The organism is Hafnia alvei, assembly GCF_034424155.1.
GTDB lineage: Bacteria > Pseudomonadota > Gammaproteobacteria > Enterobacterales > Enterobacteriaceae > Hafnia > Hafnia alvei.
The window spans coordinates 25,166-39,242 of the sequence record NZ_CP139992.1 but is presented as its reverse complement, the minus strand read 5'-3'; the positions used below and the strand labels follow the sequence as shown (position 1 = coordinate 39,242).

The window sequence follows — 14,077 nt, the reverse complement described above, 5'->3', positions numbered from 1 at the left end:
CTACGAAGGGGAGGGTTGGGTTGGGGTCAGATCGCGATAGCCGAAAACTACCCCATCACCGCAGGAAATACCGGCAGCATCAGGTACAGCTTGATCACAATCGCATTAACGATATCGATAAAGAACGCACCAACCATAGGTACTACCAGGAAAGCCAAATGCGACGGGCCGAAACGATCGGTAATCGCCTGCATGTTAGCAATCGCCGTTGGCGTTGCGCCTAAGCCAAAACCGCAATGGCCTGCGGCTAGCACCGCTGCATCATAGTTTTTGCCCATAATTCGATAGGTAACAAAAATAGCGTACAGCGCCATCACCAGCGTTTGAACCAGCAAAATGGCCAACATCGGCAGCGCCAGAGAAGCAAGTTCCCACAGTTTTAAGCTCATCAACGCCATAGCCAAGAACAGCGACAAACTCACGTTTCCGAGCACCGATACCGCACGCTCAAACACGCGATAGAAACCAACCGCATGCATCGTATTGCTCAGCACAACCCCAACGAACAATACGCAGACAAACGTTGGCAGCTCAAATGTCGTCCCGCGGAGGAAATCAGCGATGACATGACCTACGGTTAAACAGATCGCAATCAAAGCCAGCGTTTCAATTAACACCAGCGACGTGATCATACGGCCGCTATAGGGTTTCTCAAACGCGGTGGGGACTTCTGTATCGTCCGGCGTTCCGTTGGGCGTAGACGAATGCTTCACTAAATAACGAGCCACTGGCCCGCCAATCAATCCACCAAGCACCAAACCAAAGGTGGCACATGCCATGGCCACTTCAGTCGCATTCTCAAACCCGTAGCGTTCGCTGAAAACTTTACTCCATGCCGCGCCCGTACCGTGTCCACCGGACAAAGTAATCGAGCCCGCCAATAATCCCATCAGAGGATCAAGCCCCAGCATTTTCGCCATGCCAATACCAATGGCGTTTTGTACCAGCAGTAACCCCACAACGACAAAAACAAAAATGCTTAACGCTTTGCCGCCTTTTTTCAAACTCGCTAAGTTTGCGTTAAGGCCGATGGTGGCAAAAAAGGCGAGCATCAACGGATCTTTGAGGGACATGTCAAAACTGACCTCAAAGCCCGTGGTTTGTTTAAGCAACAGGAAACCGAGCGCCACCAGCAAGCCGCCAGCAACGGGTTCAGGAATCGTGTATTTCGTTAGGAAAGGGATTTTTTGTACCATTTGGCGCCCGAGCAGAAGCACCAAGGTCGCCGCGACTAGCGTACCGTATACGTCCAGATGAATCATTTTATTACTCCATGTAATAATTGTATTTATTTCAAATAATTATAATTTTCTCTCTGTTATCTAAAAATGATAAACGCTTAATTAGAAAGCAAAACGTAACTCTTGGGCAAGTTTCTTTAGCAAAAAATGCGATCCAAAAGTCTCATCCTTTTTAGGTAAATTTATGCGCAACCGATTGCTTTTGTGACGACTATCATTAAAATGCGTGCATTGTTGCTTCTGGAATATGGATTATGACCACGCCATCCACTGAGTTCGACCAAGTTCACTCTTCAATCGCGAAGCCTAGCGCTACCGCGCCAACCAAAAGTGAGCTGATATATCGTCTCGAAGACCGTCCACCTCTCCCGCAAACCCTTTTCGCTGCCTGCCAACATTTACTCGCCATGTTTGTGGCGGTTATTACGCCCGCACTACTGATTTGTCAGGCATTAGGTCTTCCAGCACAGGACACGCAACACATTATCAGCATGTCGCTATTTGCCTCAGGGCTGGCGTCTATCTTGCAAATTAAAACCTGGGGCCCTGTGGGTTCGGGTTTGTTGTCTATTCAGGGAACGAGCTTTAACTTTGTTAGCCCTCTGATTATGGGCGGAATGGCGTTGAAAAACGGCGGCGCTGATATCCCAACGATGATGGCAACGCTGTTTGGAACGCTAATGCTGGCTTCCTGCACCGAGATTATCCTGTCGCGTTTCTTGCACCTAGCACGCCGAATTATTACGCCATTAGTCTCTGGTGTGGTGGTCATGATCATCGGTTTATCGCTGATTCAGGTCGGCTTGGTTTCTATTGGCGGTGGCTACAGCGCCATGAACGATCACACCTTTGGTGCGCCGGGTAATTTGATGCTAGCCGGTTCAGTTCTGGTGGTCATTATTTTGCTTAACCGCCAGCGCAACCCTTATCTGCGTGTCTCTTCACTGGTGATCGCCATGGCCGTTGGCTACGCGTTGGCGTGGGCGATGGGGATGCTGCCAGACACCAGCAATATGGAAAAAACCACCTCGCTGCTGATGGTGCCAACGCCGCTCTATTATGGCTTGGGCATTGACTGGAATCTGCTGATCCCGCTGATGCTGGTCTTTATGGTGACGTCCTTAGAGACCATCGGCGATATTACGGCGACCTCTGACGTATCCGAGCAGCCCGTTTCTGGCCCGCTCTACATGAAGCGACTGAAGGGGGGCGTTCTCGCCAACGGGCTGAATTCGATGCTGTCGGCGGTATTTAATACCTTCCCTAACTCCTGCTTTGGGCAGAATAACGGCGTTATCCAGCTAACCGGTGTCGCAAGCCGCTATGTGGGCTTTGTGGTCGCCCTCATGCTGATTGTTTTAGGTCTGTTCCCTGCGGTGGCGGGTTTTGTACAGCACATCCCTGAACCCGTTCTGGGAGGCGCTACCATCGTCATGTTCGGCACTATCGCAGCATCGGGCGTGCGTATTGTCTCGCGTGAACCATTAAACCGCCGCGCCATTATGATTATGGCGCTCTCTTTAGCCGTTGGTTTAGGGGTTTCTCAGCAGCCGTTGATTTTACAATTCGCGCCGGATTGGATGAAAACTCTGCTGTCTTCAGGCATTGCGGCTGGCGGTATTACTGCCATTGTCTTAAATCTGGTTTTCCCACACGAAGATTAACACCGCATAAATGGCTGAAAAAGGTCGGATGTTTCTGCATTCGGCTTTTTTATTGGTGTTTACATTTCATCCCTTGAGCCATCCTACTTAATACGGCATAAACTAAAGTACCTTTGGCCTGAAGGACTAATGCCGTGAAATTTATTGGAAAACTACTTTTAATCCTGCTCGCGATTATCATCGCGCTGAGTATTGTGGCTTATGTGATTGCACAAACCACATGGGGCGCCCGCCACATCAGCACTTGGGTGAATGAAAATACCCAATATCGATTGTCGCTTGGAAAAATACACCACGACATTCGCGACCCTGCTGAAATGACATTACACGATGTCACGCTCGCTAACGTTGGTCAGCCTCCTTTTCTACGCGCTGAAAAAATCAGTTTATCGCTCAGCGTACGCCAGCTAACCGAACCGAAAGATTTCGATAGCGTCACGCTCGAAAATGGATCGCTAACACTTTCAGCCACGGCTCAAACTGCACTGCCAATTCAGGCCCAGAGCCTGCGCATGCTCAATATGCAGGTGCAACAAAATGAGCCCCAACAAAAACTTAACGCGTCTCAGGTCAACGGCTATGTTTCACCGTGGCAGCCCGTCTCAGGGCAAATCTTTGGCAAGAACAACCAGTTTCAGTTCAGCGCAGGCAAACTAACGCTAAATGATATTCCTGCACAGAACGTGTTGATCCAAGGTAGTGATAAACAGGGTCAACTCACAATAATCAACGCTGGCGCTGAATTTGCCCAAGGCCAAGCCACCGGTGACGGCATACGCAAAGCCGATGGAACCTGGGTCATCAATAACTTACGCCTAAGTAATCTCCACTGGCAGACGAGCCAATCTCTAGACGCTTTCTTTGCGCCGCTGAAGCAACTTCCGGCAATCACGCTGGGAAAAATGAGTATTACCGACGCCAAGCTGGAAGGGGCTGGCTGGGCACTCAGTGATTTAGACGCAGAATTGAACGGTGTAACGTGGAACAACGGCAATTGGCAAAGTGATAAAGGGACTATCGCCTTTAATGCTAACGATATCATCGTGGGCAATGTGCACTTTGTTGAGCCTATCTTTAGCGCCGATCTTTCGAATGCGGGAGTGGCGATAAAACAGTTAAGCACTCGCTGGGAAGGCGGTTTGCTTAGAGCAAGCGGCAGCTGGTTGCGCAGTAACCAACAACTTACCCTCGATGAAATTACGCTCGTTGGCTTGGAATATACGCTACCGCAAAACTGGCGTGATATCTGGCAAGCACCGCTGCCGACTTGGCTAAACGATGTGATCGTCACCAAGTTCTCCAGCAGCCGAAATCTGATAGTCGATATCAACCCTGAGTTTCCTTTCCAAATCACCGCTCTGGATGGCTTTGGCAGCAACATTCGCTTAGTCCATAACCGCCTATTTGGGCTATGGGACGGTCAAGCAACCTTCAACGCTAGCGGCGCAACGTTTAATAAGGTCGATCTGCAACGGCTTTCTATTAGTCTGAACGCAAACGACCAGCAAATTAGCGTCACTGAACTCAGCGCGTTATCACAAAAGGGAATTTTGGAAGCCACCGCGTCGCTCACGCAGTCTGGACGCCAGCTCAGCTTGGATCTTAAGGGGAAAGCAGTCCCTGCCGATCAACTAGTTGAATGGGGATGGCCAGCGTTGCCGATTAAAGGAGACGTCAATATGCAGCTAGGATTACAAGGCGTGCTGACCGGTGATGCACCGCTTAAGCCTAGCGTAAATGCCACGTTAAGCGCGCAGAATGCGAGTGGGCAACAGGTTACGCAGAAGATGGTTAACGGCGTAGTAAACTAACATTCTAGCCCTCCCTGCACAGGGAGGGCTTTTGCAAAAAATTACTCGGCAATCTTCAGAGTGTTAATCACACCGTTGGCAATATTAGCCGCTTCCTGCTGATTTTCACCCGGCAGAGATACCTGCATGGTCATCAACTGATCGCCGGCTTTAGCCAGTACGATGCTGGAATAGGAAACTTGGCCTTTGGCCGTTTGCAGACTATTCACTTCCTGAGCTTGCTGCCCGCTCACTTCAATGCTCTTATCGGAAAGCACGTTCAGGCTTGGATCACGAGATTTCTGTTGTTCAACCAAACGACCACTCAATGTGCTCAGGCTGTCTGCCGGTAACGGAGCCATAATCACAATGATCGCCTGCTGACCGCTCTTATTCGCGTAAACATGCATGCTGTTTGATTGAGAGCCTAGCTTACCGCTTTGGTCAGTTAAGCCAGCCGGCAGCGTAAAGGTCACTTTTCCATTGAGCAGGCTAATGTTCTCTCCGGCAGGTACGCTAGCTTCTACCGACGTAGATCCTTTGGCCGCAGAGGTGGTGTTATCAGTCGACTGGCCATCACACGCGGCAAGTCCTGCCACGAGCAACCCCACTCCCATAAACTTCACTAAATTACGCATGGTAATTCCTTCTATTGTCCTAACGTCTCGATTGACCAATAAACGTATCGCACCTTATCGGTGCACTAAATGCAAGTAACATATTGTAGCTTCGCTACTTATCATTGGTTCCGTGCGTCAGACACTTCACCAGTCGGACTCGGTTATCGGCTATGTTGTCAGCTACTTCTAGCTCAGATAACTGGTAGCCATTTTTTATGAGCATTATCAGCATAGCTGGAAAACAGTTTCTGGTTTTCACTTCAATACGCTGATACCCATGATTTAAAGCCCAATCTTCCTGTGTATGCAATAGGACTTGGGCTATTCCGTCGCGGCGAGATTGAGGAAGTACACCACCTAACCAACTATAGAAAGTGGTGTCGCTAAGCGCATAACCCAACTTAAAACCAACAGGTTTTTCATTTTTATAGGCGACCAATATACAATTTTCTTTATTATTCAGTCTGTTAATTAAATCTTGCAGGCTATGTAACGCGGAGAATTCGGGCAGTAAGTTATAAAGATGGTGAACATCTTCAACGGTGGCGTGTTTGACGTTAATCGCGGGCATGACATCCTCCGAGGCTTAGGGACATCAGAATATACGATACCGAGAAAAAGCGCTTCTCGGCATCGCGATACGTTTTTTAATTCAGCTGCGGATGCGGATCTTGGCGGTTAGCTGAGAGATACTTCAGAACCACGTTAAGCATAACGCCGTACATTGGCAGAAAGAAAATCAGGCTAATCAGCAGTTTAAACGTGTAGTCCACCAGCGCGATCTCAACCCAGTTAGCCGCCATGAAGGGGTCTGTGCTGTGGTAAAACGCGATAAAGAAGAATGCCAAGGTATCGCTGATATTACCAAACAGCGTTGAAGCCGTCGGAGCTACCCACCACGCGCTACGCTGACGCAGGCGGTTAAAGACATGCACGTCAAGGATCTGCCCAAGAACATAGGCCATGAAACTTGCGGTCGCGATACGCGCCACCATCACATTAAACTCGCCCAACGCGGCAAAACCCTGCCACTCGCCCTGAAAGAACAGCGCTGAAATACAATATGAAATCAGCAGCGCAGGCGCCATAACTGCCAGAATAATTCGACGAGCCAAAGGCGCGCCAAACACACGGACGGTGAGGTCTGTTGCCAAGAAAATAAACGGGAAAGTAAATGCGCCCCACGTGGTGTGAAAACCGAAAATCGAGATCGGTAACTGCACCAAGTAGTTACTGGACGTAATAATCAGAACGTGAAAAACAGAAAGCCAGCAAAGGGCTTTCATCCGCTGTTGCGGAGTAAAATCAAACATATTTTGGCCTTTTTGGAGATTGGGGTGAGGGAACCCAATAAAAAATGTGTGTATCTGAGATGCGGCACGGATGATACCGCGATAATTTCCACATGCAATGGTTAATTTTAACGCAAACGTTCACGTCCCTTGCAGACTATTTTCCAGCAGGTAAACTAGGGGCGTTTTAAACTTCACTCAGCCGTAGCCCTTCGCCAGTACGATTGCGCAAATCGGCCTTCAGAGAAAAACCATGACCGATCTATTCGCTAATCCCGATAAAACGCTGGATGCACTTGGACTTCGCTGCCCTGAGCCTGTGATGATGGTGCGTAAAACCGTGCGCCATATGGATGATGGACAAACACTGCTGATTATCGCGGATGATCCAGCAACCACCCGTGATATTCCGGGTTTCTGTCGTTTTATGGATCATCAACTGATCGCGCAAGAAACCGAGCAAGCACCCTATCGCTATTTGTTACGCAAAGGGACTCCCGCCTAATTAACGCAACGTGGAGCCCCGCACGATAAGCTCGCCCGGATATTTTTGCTCAACGGTAGGCTGTTCGTCGCCTTGAATGCGGTTCACTAATAGCTCAAGCGCAGCGTAGCCGATCTGATAGGTCGGCTGCTTAAGCGTGGTAATCCCCGCCCCTGCCAGCTCCGCCCACTCCAGTTCATCAAAGCCAAGCAAACCAATATCGCTGCCCCAATTAAGGCCTAAACGACGCAGGGAGCGAGCCACCTGAAGGGTTAGTGCACCGTTGGCAGACATTACGGCTTTACGCATACCACGATGCTGATGACAAAACTGGCTCAATGCCTGATCCAGAAGTTCACCTTTGTTAAGCACAACTTCGGCATGGCAGGCGATCAGCTCTGGGCATTCCGCCATCGTGCTTTGAAAAGCATGCAAACGCTCAAGCCGAGTATTGACCAACCCCAGCGGCTCACTTAAAAACATCACCGCTTCAAAGCCCTGCTCAATTAAATGCCGAGTCGCTTCTGTGGCAGCGCGATGATTGTCTAATCCCACCATATCGCAGGAGAAGTCGGGTATTTTTCGATCAATCAGCACCATTGGCAGCAAAGACTGTTGTAGCTTGGATAACGCCTCTTCACGCATCCCCACGGCATTAACCACTAATCCCTCAACGCGATAGCTGCTTAGCAGCTCAAGGTAGTGCTGCTCCTGATTGATTTCGTTGTTGGTGTTACACACCAGCAACGTAAAACCTTGCACACGGCAGGCTTCTTCTACGCCGCGCAAAACATCTACAGAATAGGGATTGGTGATATCAGCGATAATCATGCCGATAAGGCGAGTTTGCCCGCCTTTTAAGCTGCGAGCCATCTGACTTGGGCGGTAATTAAGGCGTTGTATGGCTTGTTCGATGCGCTGTTTGAGATCGTCGGACAGCAGGTGTTGTTCGCCATTTAAATAGCGCGAAACGCTCGTTTTACCGGTTTTAGCGGCCTTAGCGACATCACTGATGGTGGCGCGGATTCCCTGACTGCTCACGACGTGTTCCTCTGAAATTCAACGGATAGGCAAATTTAGCATAACCACAGGGGAACTGATGAGATAAGGTTGAGGAAATAGCCTCCTCAGGCAAAGCAGGAGGCTAAAAGAAGAGATGAATTACATCGGGCTTAGTGTAATTTCAACACGACGGTTCTGAGCTTTGCCTTCTGTCGTGCTATTTGACGCGATTGGGTTCGCAGGGCCCATGCCCTGAGTACGAACGCGGCTGGCTTCAACGCCCTGAACAATCAGAGAACTTGCGACGCTGTCGGCACGCTGCTGAGAAAGGCGCATATTCAGATCTTGGCTACCGGTACTATCGGTGTAACCCACCACGTTAACTGCGGTCTTAGGATACTCTTTTAAAACCATCGCCACGCCGGTCAGGGTATTAGCACCAGCCGGTTTCAAGGTGCTGCTGCTAGAGTCGAAGGTGACATTATTTGGCATATTCAGCACAATGTTGTCGCCTTGACGCGTTACGCTCACGCCGGTACCACGCATTTTGTCACGCAGTTTTGACTCTTGAACGTCCATATAATAACCGGCACCACCGCCTAACGCCGCGCCAGCTGCCGCACCAATTAGAGCGCCTTTGCCGCGATCGTGCTTAGAAGAGGACAGAACCCCCACGCCAGCACCAACCAGCGCACCTAAACCTGCGCCCACACCCGATTTCCCCGCTTCGGATTCACCGGTATACGGGTTAGTTGTACAACCAGACAGCAGCAGCGCAGCGCATACAGCGCCAGCAATACAGAAACGGCTTTTACTCATTACGGAACCTCATCTTGCACAGAGCGTAATCGCTCAAGATATTTGCTGTAACAGGCCAGTAATCCACTGACCCAAAAAAAATCGTGCCCAAAACCGTGAATCGGGATCTACGGCGGTGGCATTTCAGCAAATTCCCATTAAAAAATAATGGTCACAATTCCTAAAATTCCAATAAATTAGACAAATACGCGCCAAATAGCAGGATTTGTTTAATCTTCAAGCCAAGCGCCTGGGGTTTTCTCCCATAACATAATGGCCGTTTGGTGCTGGGTGTCCTCATTGAACTGGGTATCTTGAGTCTGAAACCCCTCATGCTGATAAAAACGTAGTGCGCGGTGATTCTCCAGATACACCTCGAGCATCAGCTGTGGAAAAATCATCTTCACATGCATCATCAGCAACTGCCCAACACCTTTGCCGTGATAGCGTTTATCCACGAATAAAGCGCCAATAAACTGCTGCTCAAGCACGCTGATAAACCCTATGATTTCACCCTTATCTTCTGCCACCCACGTCAGCGCATTCGGTAAATAGGTATCACGCACCACGACTTCGCTTTCACGCCAATACTGCGCAGAAATAAACGGGTGCGCCTCGGTAGTGCTAACCAGCCACAACGCCATAATAGCCGGCATATCTTGTTTCACAGCAGGGCGGATCATGGCTTAGTGCTTCCCACAAAAGCAGGTTTTGACATGATCGTTCACCATGCCGCTGGCTTGCATAAAGGCATAACAGATCGTTGAGCCAATAAACTTAAAGCCTTTCTTCTTCAGCGCCTTGGACATCACATCAGAAATCTCGGTTTTTGCAGGCACGTTGGCGAGGGTTTCAGGACGGTTTAGCTGTGGCTTGCCTTCGGTAAACGACCATAAAAACTGAGAAAAATCCTCACCCTCCTGCTGCATTTTCATATAGGCACGGGCGTTAACTACGATGGCGTCTAATTTCAAGCGATGACGGATAAGGCCAGCGTCCTGCATCAGTGCATCAATATCCTCATCCGTCATCGCCGCCACCTTGCGCGGATCGAAGTGATGGAAAGCATTACGATAGTTTTCACGCTTCTTCAGCACGGTTATCCACGAAAGTCCCGCCTGTTGCCCCTCAAGACACAACAGTTCGAATAGATGAGCATCGTCGTAGACGGGCTGACCCCATTCATTATCGTGATAGCTGATATACAGGGGATCGGATGAGACCCAACCACAGCGAATTTTTTTATCTTCAAATGTCTGGCTCATAATCCTATTCCTTGTGAGAAACCCTTTGTGAATCATCGGGTTTTTTGTGCTGTTTACCGAGCAACAATGCCAACAACGTGAGAGACAACTATAACGTTTCGCGAAGCGTTGACTATTTATTTCAACCCACCTTGACGCAGTCGCAACCTCGTCAAATAGTTAAGAGTGCAGCATCACAAAATAATAACGAATAACGCCTCCCTTTTAATGGAGTGGCATCAATGATTAGACCTCTGGCATCGGTTTTTTTAGTGAGCTGCACCCTGCTCTCACTACCTGCTTTGTCGTATGATTTAAAAGATGTTTTTGTGAATAACAATAGCTCAAGCGATATCGTTCCGCTCGATCGCGCTTCAACGTCCATAGAACCGGGGTTTTCAACGCATTGGGTGGGCAGCAACTCATTGGCCTCTGCGGCGTTAAACCCAACCACCCAACAGCAAGTGGGCTCTTTGGGCTGGCGGTTAGATTCAAATCTAGAATTGTTCACGCCCTATGCTGAAATCAGCTATCAGCGTTTATCAAGCAACGAGTCTTATAAACAGGTGGGAGAATTTAGCGCGCCGCAAAACTTATTTAGCCGTGAGATCCCCAATCAAGAAGCGCACTGGGTTGATGTCACCGTGGGTGCCAATATCCCGCTAACCGATTATATAGCCGCATTTGCCGAGCTATCGCAGACCAATCGCCTCAACAACAGCGAGCAATTTATGTACAATATTGGCGTGAGCGCCAACTTTTAACTCGACCTTCACGGAGAATGTTCCCAGCCTTTGCCATGTTTTATGGCAAAATACACGCAAAATCCCCCCCATTGAGTCGGGATTCGGGCTGTATATCTTACGTTCAGGCGGTATACTGCAACATTCTATATAAATCCACTTGTATCGCGCGAACTCATCCAATATGCAAAAGTTTGATACCAAGACCTTTCAGGGGCTGATCCTGACTCTGCAGGACTATTGGGCGCGCCAAGGCTGCACCATTGTTCAACCACTGGACATGGAAGTTGGCGCTGGCACCTCACACCCAATGACCTGCCTGCGTGCACTCGGCCCAGAGCCGATGGCAACGGCCTACGTGCAACCATCCCGCCGTCCAACCGATGGCCGCTATGGCGAAAACCCTAACCGCTTGCAGCACTACTACCAGTTTCAGGTAGTCATCAAGCCATCACCAGAAAATATTCAGGAACTGTATCTGGGCTCATTGAAAGAGCTCGGTTTAGATCCGCTGGTGAACGACATTCGCTTCGTCGAAGATAACTGGGAAAACCCAACGCTGGGCGCATGGGGCTTAGGCTGGGAAGTGTGGCTTAACGGCATGGAAGTGACTCAGTTCACTTACTTCCAGCAGGTTGGCGGCTTGGAATGTAAGCCGGTAACCGGTGAGATCACCTACGGTCTGGAACGTTTGGCGATGTATATTCAGGGCGTAGACAGCGTTTACGATCTGGTCTGGAGCGACGGCCCGCTGGGTAAAACAACCTACGGCGACGTGTTCCATCAAAACGAAGTGGAACAGTCCACGTATAACTTTGAATACGCAGACGTCGATTTCCTGTTCTCCTGCTTCGAGCAGTATGAGAAAGAAGCCAAAATATTGTTGGAGTTGGAAAAACCTCTGCCTCTGCCAGCGTATGAACGCATTCTGAAAGCCGCGCACAGCTTTAACTTGCTGGACGCGCGCAAGGCGATCTCGGTCACCGAACGCCAACGCTACATTCTGCGTATTCGTACCCTGACCAAAGCGGTCGCTGAAGCCTACTATGCCTCCCGTGAGGCGCTGGGCTTCCCAATGTGTAAAAAAAGCGACGATTCTAAATTAGAGAATATTTGAGGCAGCCATGACCCAACAAACTTTTCTGGTGGAAATCGGCACCGAAGAGCTGCCACCGAAAGCGCTACGCTCTCTGGCAGAATCTTTTGCAGCTAATTTTACCGCTGAACTAGATAACGCAGACCTCGCCCATGGCGAAGTGACTTGGTTCGCCGCACCGCGCCGCTTAGCATTGAAAGTCGCAGCGTTGCATGAATCTCAGCCCGATCGCGAAATTGAAAAACGTGGTCCAGCTATTGCTCAGGCATTCGATGCTGAAGGCAAACCAACCAAGGCTGCCGAAGGCTGGGCTCGTGGTTGTGGCATCACCGTCGATCAGGCTGAACGTCTGACTTCCGACAAAGGTGAATGGCTGTTGTTCCGCGCGCACCAAAAAGGTCAGAGCGCACAGCAACTGCTGCCAACGCTGGTGACCAATGCACTCGGCAAGCTGCCAATTCCAAAACTGATGCGCTGGGGCGACAACGATACTCAGTTCGTGCGTCCGGTTCATACCGTCACGCTGCTGCTGGGTAGCGAAGTGATCCCTGCTACCATTCTTGGCGTGCAGTCCGATCGCGTGATCCGCGGCCATCGTTTCATGGGCGAACAGCAGTTCACCATCGATAACGCCGAGCAATATCCGCAGATCTTGATGGAACGTGGCAAAGTCATCGCTGATTACGCCACCCGTAAAGCCATCATCAAACGTGACGCCGAGCTGGCTGCGCAGAAAATCGGCGGCATCGCTGATATGAGCGAAAGCCTGTTGGAAGAAGTGACTTCTCTGGTTGAATGGCCAGTGGTGTTGACCGCCAAGTTTGAAGAAAAATTCCTCGCCGTACCTGCTGAAGCGCTGGTTTACACCATGAAAGGTGACCAGAAATACTTCCCTGTGTATGACGCTGCCGGCAAACTGCTGCCAAACTTTATTTTCGTCACCAACATCGAATCTAAAGACCCACAGCAGATTATCTCGGGTAACGAGAAAGTGGTTCGTCCACGCTTAGCCGATGCGGAATTCTTCTTCAAGACCGACCGCAAACAGCGTCTGGAAGATAACCTGCCTCGTCTAGAAACCGTTCTGTTCCAGCAACAGTTGGGAACGCTTCGTGACAAAACCAACCGTATTGAAGCCTTGTCCGGCTGGGTTGCAGAACAAATCGGCGCTGACGTCAATCTGGCGACCCGCGCAGGCCTGCTGTCCAAGTGCGACTTGATGACCAATATGGTCTTCGAATTCACCGATACACAGGGCGTTATGGGCATGCATTACGCACGTCACGACGGCGAAAACGAAGAAGTTGCCGTTGCCCTGAACGAACAGTACCAACCACGCTTCGCCGGTGACGCACTGCCAGATTCTCTGGTGGCATGTTCTGTCGCGATTGCCGATAAAATGGATACCCTCGCCGGTATCTTCGGCATCGGTCAGCATCCTAAAGGCGATAAAGACCCATTTGCTCTGCGCCGTGCTGCGTTGGGTGTATTGCGTATTATCGTTGAGAAAAAGCTGCCGCTGGATTTGGTCACGCTAACTGAAGAAGCTGCGCGCTTATACGGACAGAAGCTGACTAACGCGAACGTCGTTGATGACGTGGTGGAATTCATGCTGGGCCGTTTCCGCGCTTGGTATCAGGAAGAAGGCCACAGCGTTGACACTATTCAGGCTGTACTGGCTCGTCGTCCAACCAAACCAGCAGACTTTGATGCACGCGTGAAGGCAGTTTCACACTTCCGTACGCTGCCTGAAGCCGCTGCGCTGGCTGCTGCCAACAAGCGTGTTTCCAATATTCTGGCTAAATCAACCGAAGTACTGGGCGATCACGTTCATGCTTCTGTATTGAAAGAAGCAGCAGAAATCAAACTGGCAACCCATCTGGTTGTTCTGCGCGATAAGTTGGAACCGCTGTTTGCTGAAGGTCGCTACCAAGAAGCTTTATCAGAACTGGCTGCACTGCGTGAACCGGTAGATAACTTCTTCGAACAAGTGATGGTTATGGCTGACGATGAGCAAGTGCGCATCAACCGCCTGACTCTGCTGAGCAAGCTACGCGATTTGTTCCTACAGGTTGCGGATATTTCTGTTCTGCAGTAACCCCG

Annotated in this window: 14 protein-coding genes; 6 read left to right on the top strand and 8 right to left on the bottom strand. The window is 50.0% G+C overall.

All coding sequences use genetic code 11. The features are described from left to right. Positions 1-47: 47 nt before the first annotated feature. Positions 48-1,262, bottom strand: coding sequence for a sodium/glutamate symporter (gene gltS, locus U0008_RS00185; protein ID WP_040045251.1), 1,215 nt, complete (start codon positions 1,260-1,262; stop codon positions 48-50). Between the two features lie 233 nt (positions 1,263-1,495). Between gltS and U0008_RS00180 the strand changes: the two genes are divergently transcribed. After that, complete coding sequence (locus U0008_RS00180; protein WP_043490030.1) at positions 1,496-2,905, top strand: nucleobase:cation symporter-2 family protein; 1,410 nt, start codon at positions 1,496-1,498, stop codon at positions 2,903-2,905. A 134-nt stretch (positions 2,906-3,039) separates the two neighbouring features. Beyond that, positions 3,040-4,716, top strand: a complete 1,677-nt coding sequence (locus tag U0008_RS00175) for an AsmA family protein (protein ID WP_043490028.1) — start codon at positions 3,040-3,042, stop codon at positions 4,714-4,716. 41 nt (positions 4,717-4,757) lie between these two features. Here the strand turns inward: U0008_RS00175 and U0008_RS00170 are convergent, their stop codons facing one another. From U0008_RS00170 to U0008_RS00160, 3 genes are all read right to left on the bottom strand, one after another. Continuing rightward, positions 4,758-5,333 (bottom strand): DcrB family lipoprotein, encoded by a 576-nt coding sequence (locus U0008_RS00170; RefSeq protein ID WP_043490026.1) that lies wholly within the window; start codon positions 5,331-5,333, stop codon positions 4,758-4,760. Positions 5,334-5,427: 94 nt separating this feature from the next. Then, positions 5,428-5,886: a GNAT family N-acetyltransferase gene (locus tag U0008_RS00165; RefSeq protein WP_043490025.1), complete on the bottom strand. Its 459-nt coding sequence runs from the start codon at positions 5,884-5,886 to the stop codon at positions 5,428-5,430. A 76-nt stretch (positions 5,887-5,962) separates the two neighbouring features. Then, complete coding sequence (locus tag U0008_RS00160) at positions 5,963-6,628, bottom strand: 7-cyano-7-deazaguanine/7-aminomethyl-7-deazaguanine transporter (RefSeq protein ID WP_025797284.1); 666 nt, start codon at positions 6,626-6,628, stop codon at positions 5,963-5,965. Positions 6,629-6,860: 232 nt separating this feature from the next. On the opposite strand from U0008_RS00160, the gene tusA reads away from it, so the two are divergent. After that, positions 6,861-7,112 (top strand): sulfurtransferase TusA, encoded by a 252-nt coding sequence (gene tusA / locus U0008_RS00155; RefSeq protein WP_040045256.1) that lies wholly within the window; start codon positions 6,861-6,863, stop codon positions 7,110-7,112. On the opposite strand, the gene U0008_RS00150 is transcribed toward tusA, so the two are convergent. From U0008_RS00150 to U0008_RS00135, 4 genes are all read right to left on the bottom strand, one after another. Then, the gene (locus U0008_RS00150; RefSeq protein WP_043490022.1) at positions 7,113-8,132 is read right to left on the bottom strand and encodes a LacI family DNA-binding transcriptional regulator; all 1,020 of its coding nucleotides are present in this window, start codon (positions 8,130-8,132) and stop codon (positions 7,113-7,115) included. Between the two features lie 120 nt (positions 8,133-8,252). Continuing rightward, complete coding sequence (locus tag U0008_RS00145; RefSeq protein WP_025797291.1) at positions 8,253-8,912, bottom strand: OmpA family lipoprotein; 660 nt, start codon at positions 8,910-8,912, stop codon at positions 8,253-8,255. A 209-nt stretch (positions 8,913-9,121) separates the two neighbouring features. After that, positions 9,122-9,574 carry an N-acetyltransferase gene (locus tag U0008_RS00140; RefSeq protein ID WP_043490020.1) on the bottom strand — a complete coding sequence of 151 codons (453 nt, stop codon included), beginning with the start codon at positions 9,572-9,574 and terminating at the stop codon, positions 9,122-9,124. 3 nt (positions 9,575-9,577) lie between these two features. After that, a complete protein-coding gene (locus tag U0008_RS00135) occupies positions 9,578-10,156 on the bottom strand; it encodes a DNA-3-methyladenine glycosylase I (RefSeq protein WP_043490017.1) in 579 nt (192 codons plus the stop codon). Between the two features lie 221 nt (positions 10,157-10,377). Between U0008_RS00135 and U0008_RS00130 the strand changes: the two genes are divergently transcribed. The 3 genes from U0008_RS00130 to glyS all read left to right on the top strand — a co-directional run bounded on the left by U0008_RS00130 (position 10,378) and on the right by glyS (position 14,072). Then, positions 10,378-10,899, top strand: a complete 522-nt coding sequence (locus U0008_RS00130) for an autotransporter domain-containing protein (protein WP_043490015.1) — start codon at positions 10,378-10,380, stop codon at positions 10,897-10,899. Between the two features lie 163 nt (positions 10,900-11,062). Next, positions 11,063-11,995 carry a glycine--tRNA ligase subunit alpha gene (gene glyQ, locus U0008_RS00125; RefSeq protein WP_043490012.1) on the top strand — a complete coding sequence of 311 codons (933 nt, stop codon included), beginning with the start codon at positions 11,063-11,065 and terminating at the stop codon, positions 11,993-11,995. 7 nt (positions 11,996-12,002) lie between these two features. Continuing rightward, a complete protein-coding gene (gene glyS / locus U0008_RS00120; protein WP_025797298.1) occupies positions 12,003-14,072 on the top strand; it encodes a glycine--tRNA ligase subunit beta in 2,070 nt (689 codons plus the stop codon). Positions 14,073-14,077 lie beyond the last annotated feature (5 nt).